The 18,332-nt window shown below is 67.0% G+C and carries 15 protein-coding genes; 4 read left to right on the forward strand and 11 right to left on the reverse strand.

From position 1 onward, the window contains the following. Positions 1-63 precede the first annotated feature (63 nt). The gene (locus KF833_21505) at positions 64-369 is read left to right on the forward strand and encodes a hypothetical protein (protein MBX3747892.1); all 306 of its coding nucleotides are present in this window, start codon (positions 64-66) and stop codon (positions 367-369) included. 210 nt (positions 370-579) lie between these two features. Here the strand turns inward: KF833_21505 and KF833_21510 are convergent, their stop codons facing one another. Beyond that, a complete protein-coding gene (locus KF833_21510) occupies positions 580-3,012 on the reverse strand; it encodes an ABC transporter permease (protein MBX3747893.1) in 2,433 nt (810 codons plus the stop codon). Positions 3,013-3,302: 290 nt separating this feature from the next. Here KF833_21510 and KF833_21515 point away from each other — a divergent pair, with 290 nt between their 5' ends. Further along, positions 3,303-3,542, forward strand: a complete 240-nt coding sequence (locus tag KF833_21515; GenBank protein MBX3747894.1) for a hypothetical protein — start codon at positions 3,303-3,305, stop codon at positions 3,540-3,542. Positions 3,543-3,672: 130 nt separating this feature from the next. Here the strand turns inward: KF833_21515 and KF833_21520 are convergent, their stop codons facing one another. From KF833_21520 to KF833_21550, 7 genes are all read right to left on the reverse strand, one after another. After that, the gene (locus KF833_21520) at positions 3,673-6,075 is read right to left on the reverse strand and encodes an ABC transporter permease (GenBank protein ID MBX3747895.1); all 2,403 of its coding nucleotides are present in this window, start codon (positions 6,073-6,075) and stop codon (positions 3,673-3,675) included. A gap of 38 nt (positions 6,076-6,113) precedes the next feature. Continuing rightward, the gene (locus KF833_21525; GenBank protein ID MBX3747896.1) at positions 6,114-8,537 is read right to left on the reverse strand and encodes an ABC transporter permease; all 2,424 of its coding nucleotides are present in this window, start codon (positions 8,535-8,537) and stop codon (positions 6,114-6,116) included. A 9-nt stretch (positions 8,538-8,546) separates the two neighbouring features. Beyond that, positions 8,547-9,209 carry an ABC transporter ATP-binding protein gene (locus KF833_21530; GenBank protein MBX3747897.1) on the reverse strand — a complete coding sequence of 221 codons (663 nt, stop codon included), beginning with the start codon at positions 9,207-9,209 and terminating at the stop codon, positions 8,547-8,549. An 81-nt stretch (positions 9,210-9,290) separates the two neighbouring features. Beyond that, positions 9,291-10,010, reverse strand: a complete 720-nt coding sequence (locus tag KF833_21535) for an ABC transporter ATP-binding protein (GenBank protein MBX3747898.1) — start codon at positions 10,008-10,010, stop codon at positions 9,291-9,293. 23 nt (positions 10,011-10,033) lie between these two features. Next, positions 10,034-11,299 (reverse strand): HlyD family efflux transporter periplasmic adaptor subunit, encoded by a 1,266-nt coding sequence (locus KF833_21540; protein MBX3747899.1) that lies wholly within the window; start codon positions 11,297-11,299, stop codon positions 10,034-10,036. A 42-nt stretch (positions 11,300-11,341) separates the two neighbouring features. Further along, positions 11,342-11,725, reverse strand: coding sequence for a DUF4160 domain-containing protein (locus KF833_21545; protein ID MBX3747900.1), 384 nt, complete (start codon positions 11,723-11,725; stop codon positions 11,342-11,344). A gap of 248 nt (positions 11,726-11,973) precedes the next feature. Then, positions 11,974-12,843, reverse strand: coding sequence for an alpha/beta hydrolase (locus tag KF833_21550; protein ID MBX3747901.1), 870 nt, complete (start codon positions 12,841-12,843; stop codon positions 11,974-11,976). A 267-nt stretch (positions 12,844-13,110) separates the two neighbouring features. Between KF833_21550 and KF833_21555 the strand changes: the two genes are divergently transcribed. Next, positions 13,111-13,269, forward strand: coding sequence for a hypothetical protein (locus KF833_21555; GenBank protein ID MBX3747902.1), 159 nt, complete (start codon positions 13,111-13,113; stop codon positions 13,267-13,269). Between the two features lie 44 nt (positions 13,270-13,313). On the opposite strand, the gene KF833_21560 is transcribed toward KF833_21555, so the two are convergent. After that, a complete protein-coding gene (locus tag KF833_21560) occupies positions 13,314-14,099 on the reverse strand; it encodes a hypothetical protein (protein MBX3747903.1) in 786 nt (261 codons plus the stop codon). After that, a complete protein-coding gene (speA, locus tag KF833_21565) occupies positions 14,096-16,033 on the reverse strand; it encodes a biosynthetic arginine decarboxylase (GenBank protein ID MBX3747904.1) in 1,938 nt (645 codons plus the stop codon). The genes KF833_21560 and speA overlap by 4 nt, the downstream gene beginning before the upstream one ends. A 285-nt stretch (positions 16,034-16,318) precedes the next feature. On the opposite strand from speA, the gene KF833_21570 reads away from it, so the two are divergent. After that, positions 16,319-17,080 carry a Nif3-like dinuclear metal center hexameric protein gene (locus KF833_21570; protein ID MBX3747905.1) on the forward strand — a complete coding sequence of 254 codons (762 nt, stop codon included), beginning with the start codon at positions 16,319-16,321 and terminating at the stop codon, positions 17,078-17,080. A 4-nt stretch (positions 17,081-17,084) separates the two neighbouring features. Here KF833_21570 and KF833_21575 read toward each other — a convergent pair whose 3' ends face one another. After that, entirely contained in the window at positions 17,085-18,059 is a 975-nt protein-coding gene (locus KF833_21575) for a class I SAM-dependent methyltransferase (GenBank protein MBX3747906.1), read from the reverse strand. Between the last annotated feature and the right edge of the window lie 273 nt (positions 18,060-18,332).

Here is an 18,332-nt window from a genome sequence, read left to right on the forward strand (position 1 = left end):
AGCATCATGATGCCAAAGATTGGTCGTATTGACGCTCATTTGTCGCCTCCGTAGCATCACGGAATGCGAACGACTGTGACCCTGGAACCCGATGTCGCCCGGCGACTGCGGGAAGTGAGCCGGATCGAGAAGCTGAGCTTTAAGGAGGCCATCAACACCACCCTTCGCCGCGGCCTGGATCAGCGGTCCATCAAACCGAAATCGAAGCCTTTTCGAACGGCACCGGAGGATATGGGGATTCTTCCGCATGTGAATTACGACAATGTCGGTGAGTTGCTGGCCCTCGAACGCGGCGCAACTCTGTGCTCGACCGACGCCGACTTTTCGCGCTTCGACGGTCTGCTCCGACTCAATCCGCTCAAGCCCTGACACGCCGCGAGGCGGAGGCGAGCCAGCCATTCTCAACCGGCGCGTCCCCCCTCCCGGACAGGCCACGGCCTTCCGCCCCCTCTCACTCCTCTTCTGTCTCAAGTCGCCCATCGTCCTTCTCCGGCCCCAGACCTCAGGTTTCAGGTCTCAGGCCTCAGGTCTCAGGCCTCAGGTCTCAGGCCTCAGGCCTCAGGTTTCAGGCCCCAGCCTTCACTCCCCCCGCAACGCCTCCATGGGATCGACACGCGCCGCCCGCACCGCCGGCCACCAGCACGCCGCCACCGTGGCCGCAAGAAGCAGGATGGGCGGAACTGCCCAGGCCAGGGGATCCGCTGCCGTGACACCCACCAGCACCCCTCCCAGCGCCCGCGCCGCCGCCACCCCCGCAACCCCACCCAGTCCGAGTCCCAGCGCCGCCATCGTCAACCCCTGTCCCACAATCAACCGTCGGATGTCGCCCGGCCGTGCCCCAAGCGCCATGCGCACCCCGATCTCGCGCCGGCGCTGCTGTGCGCCCTGCGCCATCACCGCGTAGGTCCCCAACCCCGCCAATCCAAGGGCGATCGCCCCCAGTGCCGTCAGCAGCACCGCCGCCATCCGCGGCACCGCCAGCGCCGCCGCCATGTACTGCTCGTAACTCAGTCCGGCCACCGGACTGAGTTGCGGATCAATGGACACCGCCAACCGGTCCACCTCCCTACCCACCGCCCTCAACGAACCCCGCGCCCGCACCGCCAGGGTCAGCGTGCGATGCCCCATGGTTTCCGAAAGAACGTAAAGATACGGCTGCGGCGGCTCGTCCAGCGTCCGGTACTTCCCGGTCGCCACCACCCCAATGATCCGTGCGTCCCCCCCCCAAAGCCGGAACGTCAGCCCAACCGGATCCCTTCCGGGAAAATACCGGTTCGCGAACGCCCGGTTCACCACCACCGCCCGCATCTCCCCGCCGGCATCGTCATCCCGAAAGTCCCGCCCGGCCTCGATCGGAATCCGCAGGGTGCCGAAGTACCCCGGGGAGACCACCCCGCTGCGCGCGCTGATGCTTTCCCCCGGCCGGCGGACGTACCCCGGGATTTCGAACCCCGTCGTGGACCCGTCCTCGAATCCCAGCGGCAACCAGTCCACCAACCCCGCGGATTCCACACCCGGCAGCCGCGCCGCCTCCTCCCGAAGCCTTCGAAACAGCCCGTTCACCCAGGCGGCGTCCCCCGCATGCGGACTCACCCGGAACCCGGTGACCCACACCTGGGACGGATCCAACCCGACCTCAATCTGTCGGGCCTTCTGAAAACTGCGCACGCACAACCCCATCCCAAGCAGCACCACGCAGGCCAGCCCCACCTCGCCCACCACCAGACTCCGTCTCAACCACGCGCGGGACGCCGGCCCCACCTGCGCCCGCCCACCCGCCTTGAGCGTGTCGTGCAGATCCAGTCGCAGTGCCCGCAACGCAGGAACCAACCCAAAGCACAACCCGGCCCCCAACGTGAGACCCGCGGTCGCCAGCAACGCCCATCCGTCAATCCGCAGATCGTAGGCGATCGGCAGGTAGGTGGCCGGCATCAGGCTCAACAACAATCCCTTCCCCAACCACGCCAACGCCACCCCGCCCGCTCCGCCCAGCACCGCCAGAACCAGGCTCTCGGTCAGAAACTGCCGCAGCAACCGGCCCGGCCCGGCTCCCAGCGCCGCGCGGACCGCAATCTCCGACTCGCGCCCCTGCGCCCGCGCCAGCAGCAGGTTCGCCACGTTCGCCGTCACCAGCGCCAGCAGCAGCACCGCCACCACCGCCAGGGCCCGCAACAGCGGCAGAAACACCTCCTGCCCCCCCCACGGCGACCGCCACAGCGGCAGCACCGCAAGGGTGCTGTCCCGGTTCGAATTGGGATGCGCCTCGGCCAGCCGCTGCCCGATCGCCCCGGCCGCCGCCCGCGCCTCCCGAATCCCCACGCCCTCCTGCAACCGCCCCACCGTGTGCAACCACCGCCACCCGCGCGACTCCGTCCGCTGCCGCAGCACCTCCGGCGCCACATATCCCGACAGGGGAAACCAAAGCTGAAGATCCAGCCCGCCCATCGTCCCCCGAAACCCCGCCGGCGCCACCCCCACGATCGTCACCCGCCGGTCCTGAATCTCGATCGTCCGACCCACCACGTCCGCCGAACCCCCAAACCGGTTACGCCACAATCGATGCCCGATCACCGCCACCCTCTCCGCCGCCCCGGCCTCATCCTCGCCCTCCACGAAGGCCCGTCCCAATACCGGCCGGACCCCCAGCACCTCGAAGAAATTGGCCTGGACCGCCTGACCCCAGACCCACTCGATCTCCCGCCCGATCCGCACCGGCATGGCGTCAATCTGCGATCCCGTGATGCCCGCAAACACGTTCGTCGCCTCCCTCAGACTCCCGATGTCGGCCAGCGACATCGTGTCGTTAACCCCCTGCGTCAGGTGCTGCGGCGCCAAAACCACCAGCCGATGGGCCGCCTCGGCCCCGGGAATCGCGTCCACCAGCGTCGCCCGAATCCACGAAAGAACCACCGTGTTCGCCCCAATCCCCACCGCCAGCGTGAAGGCCGCCACCCCCGCAAACCCCGGATTCCTCCCCAGTTGCCGAAAAGCCAGTCGAAGATCGTTGATCATAAGTCCCCAGAAGCGATGTGCACCGCGAAGTATGAGATCGTCGGAAGGGCCCCCCGCCCTTCGGAGAGCGGACAGCCCTGTCCGCTCGGACCCCGGCCCCGTCCCGCGACCCTTGGACAGGGCTGTCCGCGCCCGGTCCCGTGAATTGGGGATTGGGCATTCTCAGTGCAGCGGAGCCTGCTCCGCCTGCGGATCTCCTGGACGGGCACCCGGCACCCTGACGGACCGCCCGCGCCGCCTCCGAAGACGTTGATTATCCCCCCCGGCCGGCGCACGCTGTCCACAGATTCATGAAAGTCAGCGATATCCGGAAACTCCGCGACCGGGCTCCGTTCCGCGCCTTCCAGATCCACCTCACCAACGGGGAAACGCTGCCGGTGCCGCATCCTGAGTACCTCGCCGTACCCCCCGCGGCGGAAGCCGACCTGTTCGTCGTCTGGGTGGGCTCGGACTGGAACCTCGTCGATGCGTCCCAGGTCGCACGGATGAGCCCGCTCGCCACCCGGACCCCCCGCCGTCCACCCCGCTGACCTTCCGGCGGACCCCCACGCCTTCGGTCCAATCGCCAGCGCCTGAAAAAGGTTCATGGCCTTGTGTTCCATCGCACGCTTCCAGATCTGGCGCAGGGCGTGTTTCAAGTCGCTCATGATGGGAAACACCTCACTCGGTTCTTAGCGCCTCCATGGGTTGGATGCGCGCGGCGCGGCGCGCGGGGAACCAGCAGGCAAGCGTTCCCACCGCCAGCATTAGGAACACAACGACCGTCAAGGTCATCGGATCCGCAGGCGATGTCTCGTGCAGGAGCGCACGCAGGAAGCCGGCACCATACAGACTCAGGCCTCCCCCCAGGACGATGCCGACCAGGACCGGCGCCAGTCCGCGCCGCAACATCACCAGCAGTATCGCTCTCCGCGTCGCGCCCAGGGCAATGCGCACCCCGACTTCGCGTGTCCGCCGGGCCACGTGATATCCCAGAACTCCGTACAGCCCGACACTGACCAGCATCAACCCGACAAGGGAACCAAGGCCGAGCACCCAGGAACCCACGCGTTGGCGCACATACCCCACTGCAATCAGGTCCTCGTAGTCGGCCGCATAAGGACGGGCACCCCCGGGATCCGACTGTTGCACCCGTTGGGCGAGCATCGTGCGCAGGGGCGCTGTCTCGCGGGAGCTTCGAGCCACCAAAAAGCCGCCCCCACCGACCCGCCCCTGCCCTTCGTGCAGGTAAATCCCCGCGCCCGGTTTCTGGTTCACCTGCCAGTAGTAGGCGTCGGCCACGACCCCGATGACCTCGTACTCGCGCCCAAAGAAGCCGAGCCGGCGTCCAAGGGCCGACTGCTCGGGCCACAGCGCTTCGGCGAGAGACCGGTTCACCACCACCACGTCGGAGCCCTCCTCGATGTCCCGGGAACCAAAGTCCCGACCCGCCAGCACCGGAATCTTCAGCGTGTCGAAGAACCCCGGCGACACGGCCCCGAAAAACGTGCCGGAAACGGAGCGCCGATTCTCCACCGCTGAAACGGAGGTGGCGGACGAACCGGGTCCGAGCGGCGGATGCGTGGCGATCGCCGCCGTCGCAACCCCCGGCATGTCGCGAACGGATGCCAGCAACTCCCGGCGGACGCGCCGGTGCTCGGCCTCCGAAATGGCAGTGTCCCTTTCCCAAAGCCCCACCACCACACACCGCTCGAAGTCGAACGTCAGCGGCAGGCTCCGCAGTTGTCCCAGGCTGCGCAGCATCAATCCGCCGCCCACCAGAAGGACGACGCAGATCGCAACCTGCAACGCGACCAGGACGGACCTCGGATCGAACCCTCGGCGCCCGGGTCCCACACCGCCGTTGTCGTCCTTGATCGCGGTGTGGCAGGCCACGTCGCTCGTACGCCAGGCCGGGTAGAGGCCGCACACCCCCGCCACCGCCACCGCGGCCATCAGCGTGTAACCGATGACCCGCCCGTCGAGGGGGAGGGTGAGGTCGAGTGTGTCGAAACCGGGAATGCCCGATGCCACCCACGCGCTTGCCCGGGCTCCCCAGACGGCGAGAAGCAGCCCCAGCAGTCCGCCCGCCAGCGAGAGAAGTAGCGTCTCGGCCAGCATCTGCCGGACCAACCGCCCGCGTGACGCGCCCAGGGCAAGCCGCACGGCCATCTCCCGGTGCCGGCCAATCCCCCGGCTCAGCAGCAGGCAGGCAAGATTCGCGCACGCCACGGCCACCACCAATCCAACCACCGCAAACAGGAACATCGAAACCCGGCCGGCGGCTCCCCGGGCTTCGAACTCCGAGATCGAACCGCGTCCGCACGGCGACAGGCGAAGCCGTCGCTGATTCTCGATCATCCACGCCTCGAGAAGTCCCGGTTCCAACGGCGCCAGCGATCCGAGGGCCGTCTCGACCCGCACCCCGGGCGCCATCCGACCGAAGACCTCCAGCCAGCGCCGGTCCCAATCCCGTGACCCGGCAGGAAGATGCGGTTCGGCCAGATCCATGGACAACCAGGCCGCCACCGGCGCCATCGCCCGCATCCCGCCGAATCCCGGCGCCGCCACCCCGACGATCGTGAAGGGCTCGCCATTGACGACCAGTGGCTGGCCGACGATGTCGGGGTCGGCGTCGAAGCGCGAACGCCACAACCGGTCGCCTATGACCACATGCGGTTCCCCGCGATCCGATCCGTCGAGCGTTCGACCCCATTGGGGCGGCGTACCCAGCAGGGCGAAGTAACCGTCGGACACAAACTCCACATCGGCGCGTTCCTGCCCGTTCCCGGACCGTAGGAGTGCCGTCTGCCGGGAGAACGCAGCGAAGCCTTCGAACGCGCCGGATTCCTGTCGCAGCACTTCCAGGTTGTCCCGGGAGAACGCACTGCCCATGTGTGGAACTTCCAGAGCCACCAGCCGATCCGGATCCCGCACCGACGCGAGCGGACGCAACAACGCCGCGTCCACCAGACCGAAGACCACCGCGTTCGCGGCCAGACCCACCGCAAGAATCGAGATGGCGCCGAGCGAAAAGCCGGGGTTCCTCCGGATCTGGCGCAGGGCGTGTTTCAGATCGTTCATGAGCTTCGATTCATGACAGTGGCTTCCGGAATCCTCCCCTACTCCGCTCGCAGCGCCTCCATCGGATGGACCCGCGCCGCCCGTCGCGCCGGAACCAGCAGGGCCACCAACCCGACGCCTCCCACCACCATCACCACCGCCCCGTACACCAGCGGACTGTTCACGAATTCATCACCGAACACCCCCTGCAGCGGACGCGTAATGAAAAACGCCGCCACCAACCCTCCCGCCAGCCCGATGCCGATCGGACGTGCCCCCTGCCGCAGGACCAGCCCCAGCACCCCCGTCACCGTCGCCCCAAGCGCCATCCGGACACCAAACTCCCGCGTGCGCTGTCCGACCGAGTACGATGTCACGCCATACACGCCGACCGCGCCGAGAAACAGGGTGATGGCCGCAAAGATCCCTGCCATCACGCCCACGATGGTGAACCCGCGAACCTGGCGGGAGGTGTGCTCGGCAAGGGTCGCGATCGAATGCAACGGCTGGTCCGGATCGATCGACGCCACCGCGCGCCGCACCGGCCCCGCCAGGCCCGTCGCATCGCCTCGGGTCCGCACCAGGAGGTTGAGCCAGCCCCAGCCCATCTGCTCCTGCGCCAGATAGAACCCCGCCGCGTTCACGCTGGGCGGCGAGAAGAGACCCTGCATCTGAAGGTCCGGCACCACCCCCACCACGGTCACCCATTGCTCCTGGGTCTGATCCGACCGGAACCGCCTCCCCGCCGGCTCCTCGTCCGGCCAGAACTGCCTCGCAAACGACTCGTTCACCAGGCCGGTCCGTCCCTCGTTGCCCCTCTCCCGGGAGTCGAACAGCCGCCCCATCACGGGCGCCACCCCCAGAAGCCGGAAGTAATCGTTCGACACCACCTCCAGCCAGACCCGCGGTTGCTCGTTCTCGTGGGCATAGACCCGGCCCTCGGGAACCACCCGGGTCCCGACGCCGGGATGAACCAGGTTGCGGCTGCTCACCGCGACCGCTTCCACCCCCGGTTCCCCCGCCAGCCGGTCCATCAGGTCCCGGTAGAACCGCGCCCGGTCGGCCGGCTCCGGATGGGTGGCATCGTGCAGTTCGATCCTCCCGCTCAACAGCCGCTCCGGCTCATACCCGAGATTCGCCTGCCGGGTCTGAAACACCGTCCAGCCCAGCACGCACGCCGCCACCAGAAGCATCGCCGAGAAGCCGACCTGCGCCGTGACCAGCCCCCTGGAAAACCGGCCCATGCCCAGACTCGAGGCCCCGCGACATTCGTCCTTCAGGGCGGCCTGAACGTCCACCCGGCCCGCCTGCCACGCAGGCACCAACCCGGCCGCGACCCCCGCCGCCATCGAGACCAGCGCGGCGATCCCCACCACCCGCAGATCCAGCCGGCACTCGAACCAGCCGGGCACGTTCATCCGCTCGAACAGGTGCCGCTGCAACTGGTCCGCCCCGATCCACGCGATCAGCAACCCGCCCGCCGATCCCGCCAGGGCCAGCACCACCGCCTCGATCAGCAACTGGCACGCCAGCCGCCATCGACCCGCCCCAATGGATGCCCGGACCGCCAGCTCCCGCGAACGTCGCGACGCCCGGGCCAGCAGCATGTTCGCCACGTTCACGCAGGCCAGCGCCAGGATGAATCCCGTCATCGCCAGCATCAGGTACAGAACCGGTTCGGTTCCGCCGCCCGCGTAGGCGTGCGCGAACTTCACCACGTTCAACCGTTCGTACCCGCGGTGGGTCTCGGGATACGCCTCCGCCAGTCGCGCCGCGATCCCGTTCAATTCCGCCCGGGCCGCCTCCAGCGAAATCCCACGACGCAAAATCCCCACCACCTCGACCCGCTGGAGACGCGACTCCCGCGGGTCCGTCGGCGCCGCCCGCAGGTTGGTCCACAAACGTTGCTGGTTCGGAAACCGGAACCGCGCCGGCATCACCCCAATGACCGTTCCCATCTCCCCGTTCAACGTCAGCGGGCGCCCCACGATCGCCGGATCGCTGCCGAACTCTTCCACCCACAGTCCATGCGAGAGCACGATCCGCAGCGCCGCTCCCGGCCGGTCCTCCTCCTCGTCAAACCACCGCCCAAACTGCGGCGCCACGCCCAGCAGTCGCGTCAGATTCGCCGTCGCCTGGGCCCCGACATGGTGCGAGGCCACCCGGCCCGGCCCCGCCAGATTGAATCCCGCCTCGTCCACGGCCGCCAGATCCCGCAACACGGTTTGCTGCTCCCGCAAGGCCAGGTAATCCCGCGTCGGCATCGTCTCCCATTCATGCGGATCCGCCGTCTGCGGATTCAGCCGCGACACATGAATCAACCGCTGCCCGTCCGGAATCGGAAACCCCCGCAGCAGGATGGCATCGATCAGGCTGAACTGCGTCGCCACCAGCCCGATCCCCAACGCCAGCGAAAATGCCGCCAACGCCGAGAACCCGGGCTGCCGCAACAACTGCCGGAATGCGAATCGGAGATCGTTCATGGGCGAATTTCACACCTCCATCCATCCGTCCTTGAGCTTCACGATCTTCCCGCCGTACCGGGCCCATTCCGGATTGTGGGTGACCTGCACGATGGTGGTCCCCTCCTCGTTCAACCGCTTGAACAGATCCATGATCTCGCGTCCCTGATCCGTATGCAGATTTCCGGTGGGTTCGTCGGCGAGCAGCAGGGAGGGTTTCGCAATGATGGCTCTGGCAATGGCCACCAACTGCTGCTGCCCGCCGCTCAATTGCGATGGAAACAGGTCCTTCTTCCCCACGATCCCAAACCGGTCCAGCGTGTCCCCCACCAGCGCTTCCCGCTCGGAACGCTTGAGGTCCCGGTAGGACAGCGGCAGATCGAGATTCTCCGCCACCGTCAGGTCGTCCAGCAGATGGAACTGCTGAAAGACAAACCCGATGTGCCGCTTGTTGAGCGCCGCCCGCTCCCTGGCCTTGAGTTCCCCCACCGCCTGACCCTGGAACCGGTACTCGCCCTCATAGTCGCCGTCGAACATCCCCAGAATGCTCAGCAGCGTGGACTTCCCGGCTCCACTCGGCCCCATCAACGTCACAAACTCCCCCTCCCCGATGTCGAGGTCGATCCGGCGCAGCACATAACTGAACCCGGCCCTGGTCTGATAACGCTTCTCGAGATTTCGTAGCTGGATCATGGGAAAAGGGAACCGTTCATTGGCAATCCACCGCGCCCCGTCCGGGTTGTCGTCCTTCCTTGATGCGGTCCCGCCGCCGCGTCACGCGGACGTCACCACCGGCGATTCCAGATGCGCGACCTCCTCGTTGACGATCCGGCCGTCAAACAGGTGCACACTCCGCTGCGCGTGCCGGGCGAACCGGGGATCATGGGTGACCATGCAGATCGTCGCCCCCTCGCGATGCAGATCCTGGAGGAGCGTCATCACCGCCTCGCCATTGCGCGAATCGAGATTCCCGGTCGGCTCGTCCGCCAGCAGGATCGACGGCTTCCCCGCCAGCGCCCGCGCCACCGCCACCCGCTGTTGCTGGCCCCCCGAAAGCTGCGACGGATAATGGTTGGTCCGGTGCGCCATCCCCACCTTCTCCAGGGCCGCCATCGCCGCCGCCTTCCGTTCCCCGGACGGCGTCCCCCGGTAGGTCAGCGGCAGCTCGACGTTCTCATACACCGTGAGATCACCGATGAGATTGAAACTCTGGAAGATGAAGCCGATCTCGCGGTTCCGGATCCGCGCCCGCTCCCCGAAGTTCAGTCCGGCCACGTCCCGCCCGTTCAGCCAGTACTGACCCCCGCTCGGCGTGTCGAGCAGGCCCAGGATCGAGAGCAGCGTGGATTTGCCGCAACCCGAAGGACCCGCAATCGAGAAATACTCGCCGCGCCGGATCGAGAGATGCACCTCGCTGAGCGCATGGGTCTCGATTTCATCAGTGAGAAACACCTTCTGGATGCCTTCCAGCCGGATCAGGATGTCGTTGTTCATGACGTTGTGAAACCGGCGCCATCTCAGTTCAGGCGAACCCGCTCGTGGGCATCCCACGAGGACATGTCGGTGAGGATGATCTGGTCGCCTTCCCGAAGCCCGTCCACGACCTCGATCGTGGTGACCGAACTGCGTCCCAGCCGGACCGGCACCCGCATCGCCGTCCGGCCATCCTCGCCCACCCGGAACAGCCCCACCGTGCCGTCGGGCTGGGCGTGAACCGGGCGCCCCACGTAAAGCACATCCTCCAGACGTTCCAGCTCGATCGTCCCGTCCACGCTCAGATCCGGCCGGGCCCCGCGCGGCAACGGCCCTTCCAGCACGACATCCACAGTGACGGTTCCCCCGATGACCGCCGGATCGACACGGGAAACGCGGCCTGGAATCACCCCATTGCGGGTGTCCACCTGGGCCCGCTGGCCGATCTGCACGTCGCGGGCCTGGGTCTCGGCAATCTTGATCTCCGCCTTGAGCCGCTGGGGCTGGACGATCTTGGCCAGAGTGGCCCCGGGACCGATGCGCTGCCCCACCTGCAACATCTCGCGATCCCCGATCTGCTGAAGCACGCCCGCCACGCCCGCCTTCACCTGCAGCGCGTCCACCTGCTGCCGTTTCAATTCCCGCGAGGCGCGCAGCTTCGCCAGGTCGGCCTCGAAGGCCGCCCGTTGCGCCTCGACGGATTCGCCCTGGATCGCCAGCCGCCGCATCTCCACATCCAGCCGCTGCTTCAGTTCGTCCGCCTTGGCCCGCGAACGTCGCACCAGCAGTTCGGGCACCAGCCCGTCCCGGGCCAGGACGTCGTCCGCCTCCGCCTCGAGCAACGCCAGCGTGTGCTCCGCCCTCAGCGTGGCGATGCCGGATTCCTGGGTGAGCCGGTCGCTTTCCAGTTGCACGAGGAGCTTCCTGAAATTCGCCTCGGCCGCCTTCACCTGCCACTCCAGGTCGAACGACTGCTGCTCCAGTTCGGGATTCGAAAGAACCATCAGCAGCGTGTCCGACTCCACCTCGGCCCCGGCCAACGCCAGAATCCGTTCAATCCGGCCGTCCGTGTCCGACTGCACGTACTGGATCTGCTCCGGCACCAGCGCCCCGTTGCCCCGTACCTGCCGCAACATCTCGCCCCGCTTCACCGTGTCGGTCCACACCTGCGCCCGGTCCAGCCTCGGCGCCGCCGGTTCCAACCGTGACAACCCCAACGTCACCATCACCATCGCCCCGATGCCGGCCCCCACCGCCATCAGGCGGCGGCGTTGCTTGCGGCGTTTCAGATCGGGACGGGCGATGTCCATGGCGTCTGGAGATGGAGCGGGTTGGACTGCAGGCGTGGCCCGTCAGCGCAGCGGCTCGATGGTCGCCGGCGTGTTCCGTTCCTGGAGCTGGCGCCATGCGTACTCGATCTCCTCGTGATGCGCCCGCGCCCATTCGAGGACCATCGACTGCACCCGCAGCGGTGCCGAACCGTCCACGATCTGCAACGTCGGGAGATCCAGCACCAGTTCATGCTCCCCGTAGTTCGCGTAGATCCGCCCGATCGAACCGGGCAGGCGCAGCAGGCGGATGATGATTCCGTAAAAACGTGAGATGACAGGCATGGCAGTGGCTGAGTGAATGAACCGACCGGAGAATCCTGCGACGAGGCCGGGTCGGAATTCGGCGCCGTCCCAGGCAACCACTCCCGAATCGACCGTCAGGTTGCATGGGGTTCGCTCTTGCATGCCTTCTCCCTATCACGGTCCATGCCAGCATCCCCATCCACCGCCTCCACCCCACCCATCCCAAACCCCGGATTGGCTGACTCAATCCGTTCATCCCCAAAGGATTACACGCATGGCACCCGGCGCCGCTCCAAGCCCCCCGCTCTCCGACCCATACCCCTTTCGAGTCCCTGTCCGAATCGTCGCCCGTCTCGAGATCGCGAATGCCCCGTCCCGATAACGGGACACGCATGGGCACCCTCGCCGATTCATCCGCACCCGGACGACTCTCCTCCCACTCCAGGCACCTCCGCGCCATCCTTGACCCATCCTAGGATCGCCCGCGCCGCAGCACGACGCCCGCTTCCCAAGACCGTGTGATCCGACGCCCATACCATCCGCCAGGCCCGGAAACCCGGACAATGCCGGCGCAACCAGCCCGGAATCCAGGGCCATGGAACAATCGGGTCGAAAAGACCCGTGAGATAGTACACCGGAAGCCGCACCTCTCCGGCCAGCTCCGCCGGATCGTTCCCGGCAATCAACCGCAGGCGGTGCACCGCGGCCTGGCGGTCCTCCTCCGTCCGCCGACCCACGAACTCGGCGAGGTCCGCGACCCGCTCCGGCGCCCCGCCCAGACGCCACCGGCTGAGAACGGCGTACGCCCGCAGCGGATCGCGAAACCACTTCAACGGAAACCGCCTCCCCACCTCAATCCCCAGCCGCAGTGCCCACGGTATCGGGTAACGCCCAAACCCGCCTGCCAGAATCAGACCCCGTGGCGCGAATCGCGTCGCCCGGGCGCAGAGGTCCCACGCGATCTGGGACCCGAAGGATTCCGCCAGCACCCAACCGCTCCCCACCCCGGCCGTCTCCAGCACCTCCTCGATGGCCCGCGCATACTCGGACAAGGTCCAGGTCACCGTCCGCGGATACGTGAACTCGGCAAACCCCACCTCCGACCCCAATGCCGCCCGCAACCCGCCCACCAGGGTCCAGTCGCCATGCAGTCCCGGAAGGTACACCAGCATGGGTCCGCCCGACCGCCCATGGAGCCGCAGGATCAACCGTTCCCCGCACGACGCCGCCCCCTCGAAGATCCGAGCGATGCCACCCCCCAATGGCTGCGGGTCCGCCACGCGCCCGGAGCCTGAAGATCCTCCCCGCCCAGCGCAACCTTCGTGCCCGCGGTGCATCCCCAAGTTGTCGGTGAGGAGGCTGCAAATCGGAGGGACGAGCTCCGCGAGTCCTCATCCCAACCCACCCCACCCTTGCGGCCTCGTGGAACTCGGCCCTCCGAGGCGATGCTTCGCGAAGTTCGCGCCTCACCCACACCTCCGCGATGCACCGCAGGGAAGGGATTGACGCTTGAGAGCCGTCGGCACGGTCCGATAGATTCCTCGCCGATGAAGTTCCTTGCTGCGTTCGTCGTGACCGTCCTGATCTCGGTGGTCCTGGGACTGGGCATCGGCCTGGCCGCCCACGGGCACGGCGTGTGGTTCCTGCTTCTCGGCACCGCAGCCTTCCTCGCCCTCTTCATCCGCTACGGCTGCCAGTCGCACTGAACGCACGGAACGTCCGGGACGTCCGGAACTCGCCACCCCCCCATTCAACCGCCCGCCAACCGCGTCGGGCGTCCAGCACCCAGCAGCATCGCCATCACCACCTCCTTCAGCTTCCACGCCACGGCCATCGCCATGGCCACCGGCACCAGCGTGAGCAGCAGCAGGATCGCCTGCCGCCCAAAGCCAAACGGCTGGCGCGGCAGCGTCAGAAACTCCGCCAGCGGGATCGGCGAAAGTCGCACGTACAGCGTCACGGCCACCCCCAGCAGCACGCAAACCACATACGTGGACAACCCGTGAAACAGTCGGGCGTCCGCCCGGGCCGTCTCGTCCGGCAGCATCGCCGACAACCGCAGCAGCGCGCGGGTCAACGTCACCACGAAGCCAAAGGAAAGCGCCAGCAGGATGGCCACGGCGCGACTGAAGAAATCGATGTGCGGCATGCGGCTCCAAAAGAACAGGAAGGGCGCCAGGCCGAGCACAAACACCGCCATGATCTGCGTCAACAGCAACGCCCGCTGCCAGATCCGCTCCTGCCGGTGCAACCCGCCCAATCGTGTCACCCCGTAGGTCAGCAACGCCGCCGCCGCCACCGGGAACAACAGATCGTACACCGTCGGCCACAACATCAGGAAATGCCGGGCGAACGCCAGAAGCGCCATGGGAAGCCCCCAGAAGATCGCCGACAATCCCCGCATCACCCCCGCCAGCTCGCTCCGCAACGCGCCCGCCGCACCCGGCTCGCCCACCCCCTCCACGCCGCTGCCGGCGCCGCCCTCGCGCGGAGGCGCCGGAGGCCAGCCGGGTTCGATGGGCAGGCGTGCGGTCAAGATCCCAGGTAGGTGTAGTCCTTCAAACCCCGCTCGTATTCGTCCAGCAGGCGCATCGCTTCGCTGGGCTTCAGGCGGTCCGACTTGATGGCGGCGTCCATCTGCGACTTCATCTGGCGCTTTAATTCGTTCTCGTCGTACTGCACCGAGGTGAGCGCCTGCACAATGGTGGTGCCTTCGATGACATCCTCGACGTAGTACCCCGCCGCTTCGTCGGGCTCGAGGAAGACATGGACCTCATTCACACGCCCGAACAGGTTGTGCAAGTCCCCCATGATGTCCTGGTAGGCGCCCATCAGGAAGAACCCGAGGTAATACGGCTCCGGACCATGCCCGTTGCCCCGCAACGCATGCACCGGCAGCGTGTCCCGCACGTCCCGAAGATCGATGAACTTGTTGATCTGCCCGTCCGAGTCGCAGGTGATGTCCACCAGCGTCGTCTCCCGCGACGGGCGCTCCTCGAGCCGGTCCAGGGGCATGATCGGAAACAACTGCCCCAGCGCCCAGTGGTCGAGCAACGACTGAAACACCGAGAAATTGCACAGGTACTGGTCCCCCAGACTGTCCTCCAGTTTGCGGATCTCCTCCGGGATGTACGCCTGGCCCCGGAAACTCGCCACCACCGCCTGGCTGATCTGCCAGTACAACGCCTCGATCTTCGCCTTGTCCTGCAGATCCATCAGCCCCAGCACAAACATGTTGTGGGCGTCCTCCCGCCGCTCCGCCGCGTCGTGGAAGGCCTCCAGCTTGTTGAGCCGGGCCAGGTTCTTTCGCATGTCGAGCAACTCCCGCACCAGGGCGTGCTCGCTCTCCCCATACACCAGCGTCTCCGCCAGCCCCGTCTTGTGAATCGACCCGAACACCTCGACCACCAGCACGCTGTGGTGCGCCACGATCGCCCGCCCGCTCTCGCTCACCAGGTCCGGGTGCGGGACCTTTTCCTGGTTGCACACGTCCGCCACGTAATACACCACGTCGTTCGCATACTCCTGCGGCGTGTAGTTCGTCGAACTGTCGAACGCCGACCGGCTGCCGTCGTAGTCCACCCCCAACCCCCCTCCCACATCGAGAAACTGCGGCGCAAACCCAAGCTTGTGCAGCTTCGCATAGTACCGCGCCGCCTCCTGCACCGCCTTCTTGATCGTCAGAATGTCCGGCACCTGCGACCCGATGTGGAAATGCACCAGCTTGAAACAATGGGTCAGCCCCTCGCTCCGCAGCAGATCGCAGGCCGCCAGGATCTCCACCGCGCTCAACCCGAACTTCGCGTTCTCCCCCGCGCTCTCCGCCCACTTCCCCGCCCCCTTCGCCAGCAGCCGGATCCGCACGCCGATCTGCGGATCCACCCCCATCTGCCGCGATATGGCGATGATCTGCCGCAGTTCCTCCAGCTTCTCCACCACCAGGATCACCTGCTTCCCCAGCTTGATCCCCAGCAACGCCATCCGGATGTACGCGGTGTCCTTGTACCCGTTGCAGATAATCAACCCCCCAGCCCGGTCCTGCAGCGCCAAGGCCGCAAACATCTCCGGCTTGCTCCCCACCTCCAGCCCGAAATCGTACGGTCGCCCCGCCTCCAGGATCTCCTCCACCACCTCCCGCAACTGGTTCACCTTGATCGGAAACACCCCCCGGTACTGCCCCTGATACCCGAACTCCACGATCGCCGACCGGAACGTCTCGTTGATCGCCTGCACCCGGTGACGCAGGATGTCCTGGAACCGGATCAGCAGCGGAAACTTCAACCCCCGGCCCCGCGCCTCCCCAATCACATCCGTGAGATCCACCGATGCCCCCTTCTCCTGAAGCGGACGGGCCACCACATGACCCTCCCCGCTGATGTCAAAATATCCCCCTCCCCACCGGTCGATGTTGTACAGGCCTCGGGCCGCTTCGATGCTCCACGCCGGAGCCTCGGACAAAGGTTCGCTCATTTCAGATTCGCTTCCGCGGGTGCTGCGCGCGCGCGACTATAAAAATCCACCCCGCGGATGCAATGCACACCATCCCCCGATCGAAAATCGTCGTCCCGCTCTCCCCTGAACACCCTGACCCCTGACCCGGACCGGGAAACCCAGCAGCAAGACCAAACCGGGTTCCTCCAACTCTCCCACCCCACCCAGTTGCCCCCCCCAACCGCGCCCCCCCGTCCTCCGCCTTCAGCCTTCAGCCTTCAGCCTTCAGCCCTCAGCCTTCAGCCCTCAGCTCCCCCCCCCACCATGGCCGCCGCACCCCTCGACGTCCTGATCCGCTACTGCGACAGGACCCTCCGCACCCACGCCTTCACCGACTGGCCCGGCGCCGTCAATGGCCTCCAGGTCCAGAACTCCGGCCGCGTCACCCGCCTCGCTGCCGCCGTCGATGCCCGCCGTGCCACCATCGAACTCGCCATCGAAGCCGGGGCCAACCTGCTCGTCGTCCATCACGGCCTGTTCTGGACCCCGCCCCAACCCTGGACCGGCAACCATTACCAGCTCCTACGCCGCCTTCTCGACCATGATCTCGCCGTGTACAGCTCCCACCTGCCCCTCGATGCCCACCCGCGCCTCGGCAATTCCATCCAACTCGCCCGCGCCGTCGGCCTGACCTCCCCGAAACCCTTCTTCGAAACCAAGGGCCAGCCCATCGGCTTCCGTGCCGAAGCCCGACTCGATCGCGACGCCCTCCGCGACCGCCTCGCCAAGGCGACCGGTTCCTCCCCCATCCTCCTCCCGGGAGGCCCCCGAATCTGCCGCGCCATCGGCGTGGTCACCGGCGGCGCCGGGGCCGAACTGCGTCAGGCCGCCGAAGCCGGCATCGACACCTTCATCACCGGCGAAGGACCCCACTGGACCGCAGCCCTCGCCGACGACCTGGGCCTCAACGTCTTCTATGCCGGCCACTACGCCACCGAAACCTTCGGCGTCCGCGCCCTCACCGCCCAACTCGCCCGCCGCTTCCGCCTGCCCTGGGACTTCATCGACTGCCCCACCGGCCTCTAACCCTCTAACCCTCGCCCCGTCGCGCCCAGACGAACTGGTTCGAAGTCGCCCCACCCAGTTTCAGCCACAGCAGGTCCAGCAGGTAGAACGTCCCCACCACCGGCAGACTCTTCAGGCTCAAGAACTCCCAGAATGATGCCCCCCTCTCCAGCGAGTTCAGTCCCAGCCTGTTGCGCAGGCTGATGATCCAGAACGCGATCGAAGGCGTGCAGCCCTGGCGCTCGATGTCATACCCGCTCTCCCGCAACAGCCCCGCCAGCGTCGCCCGGTCGAACAAATGAAAGTGCCGCGGAACATGGTACCCACCCCAGTACCGGCGCCGGAACAACCGGTAATCCCACCCCCCCCGGTTCGGCGTGTCGATCACCAGCAGCCCCCCCGGCGCCAGTTTGGGCCTCACCTGACGCAATGCCGCCCCCGGGTCCCGCAGATGCTCGATCAACTGCCGCATCACGATCAGGTCGTGCGCCCCTTCGGCCAGCTCCGACAGGTCGGTCTCCACATTCCCCACCACGCACCGCACCCCCGCCCCCTCCGCCAACCGACGCATCCCGTCATCGAACTGCAGATCCACGCAGGTCGCCTCGACCCCCTGCCCGCCTGCCGCCTCGAAAACCTTCTTCAACCGGATCAACCGGCTCAGATTCCCGCCGCCGAGATCCACCACCGAACGCACCCGGCGATCGCCCAACTGCCGTCGCAATCCCTCCGCGTCCCGCGTCATCTTCGCCTCCACCACCCGCCCTTCCATCCAGATCGGCGACTTCGGATTAACCGTGTAGTACCCCGGCGGATACAGCGCCCCCACCTCCTCGATCGAGGGCAGCGGATCGAGAAACACATGCCCGCACCGCCCGCACTCCGCCAGCATCCACTCCCCCGGACGACATCGATACTCGAAGTCCGGCGCCCGCAGCACGACCCGCGTGCCCGCGTCGTCGCAGAGCGGACAACGCGAGGCGTTCCCGGACGGCTTCATCCCTCGATCGTCTCCAGTCACCCGACCTCGATACGGCCCGCCCGCCACCGGGTCAATCCAACCCGCAGAGGTTCCCTTCCCCAACCTCGTTGCATCCCCAACGTGTCGGTGAGGAGGCAGCAACTCGGAGGGACGAGCTCCGCGAGTCCTCCCTCCAACGCTCCACACCGTTGCGGCCTCGTGGAACCCGGCCCTCCGAGGCCTCGCTTCGCCAAGTCCCCACCTCTCCCCACGACTTCAGGACGCAAGGTCGCAAAAATGCCGCTGCAAAAT

Source organism: Verrucomicrobiia bacterium (assembly GCA_019634625.1).
Lineage (GTDB): Bacteria > Verrucomicrobiota > Verrucomicrobiia > Limisphaerales > CAIMTB01 > CAIMTB01.

Coding starts and splice junctions, on each gene's coding strand:
- KF833_21505 (MBX3747892.1), top strand. CDS start 64: ATGCGAACGACTGTGACCCTGGAACCCGATGTCGCCCGGCGACTGCGG.
- KF833_21510 (MBX3747893.1), bottom strand. CDS start 3,012: ATGATCAACGATCTTCGACTGGCTTTTCGGCAACTGGGGAGGAATCCG.
- KF833_21515 (MBX3747894.1), top strand. CDS start 3,303: ATGAAAGTCAGCGATATCCGGAAACTCCGCGACCGGGCTCCGTTCCGC.
- KF833_21520 (MBX3747895.1), bottom strand. CDS start 6,075: ATGAACGATCTGAAACACGCCCTGCGCCAGATCCGGAGGAACCCCGGC.
- KF833_21525 (MBX3747896.1), bottom strand. CDS start 8,537: ATGAACGATCTCCGATTCGCATTCCGGCAGTTGTTGCGGCAGCCCGGG.
- KF833_21530 (MBX3747897.1), bottom strand. CDS start 9,209: ATGATCCAGCTACGAAATCTCGAGAAGCGTTATCAGACCAGGGCCGGG.
- KF833_21535 (MBX3747898.1), bottom strand. CDS start 10,010: ATGAACAACGACATCCTGATCCGGCTGGAAGGCATCCAGAAGGTGTTT.
- KF833_21540 (MBX3747899.1), bottom strand. CDS start 11,299: ATGGACATCGCCCGTCCCGATCTGAAACGCCGCAAGCAACGCCGCCGC.
- KF833_21545 (MBX3747900.1), bottom strand. CDS start 11,725: ATGCAAGAGCGAACCCCATGCAACCTGACGGTCGATTCGGGAGTGGTT.
- KF833_21555 (MBX3747902.1), top strand. CDS start 13,111: ATGAAGTTCCTTGCTGCGTTCGTCGTGACCGTCCTGATCTCGGTGGTC.
- speA (MBX3747904.1), bottom strand. CDS start 16,033: ATGAGCGAACCTTTGTCCGAGGCTCCGGCGTGGAGCATCGAAGCGGCC.
- KF833_21570 (MBX3747905.1), top strand. CDS start 16,319: ATGGCCGCCGCACCCCTCGACGTCCTGATCCGCTACTGCGACAGGACC.
- KF833_21575 (MBX3747906.1), bottom strand. CDS start 18,059: ATGAAGCCGTCCGGGAACGCCTCGCGTTGTCCGCTCTGCGACGACGCG.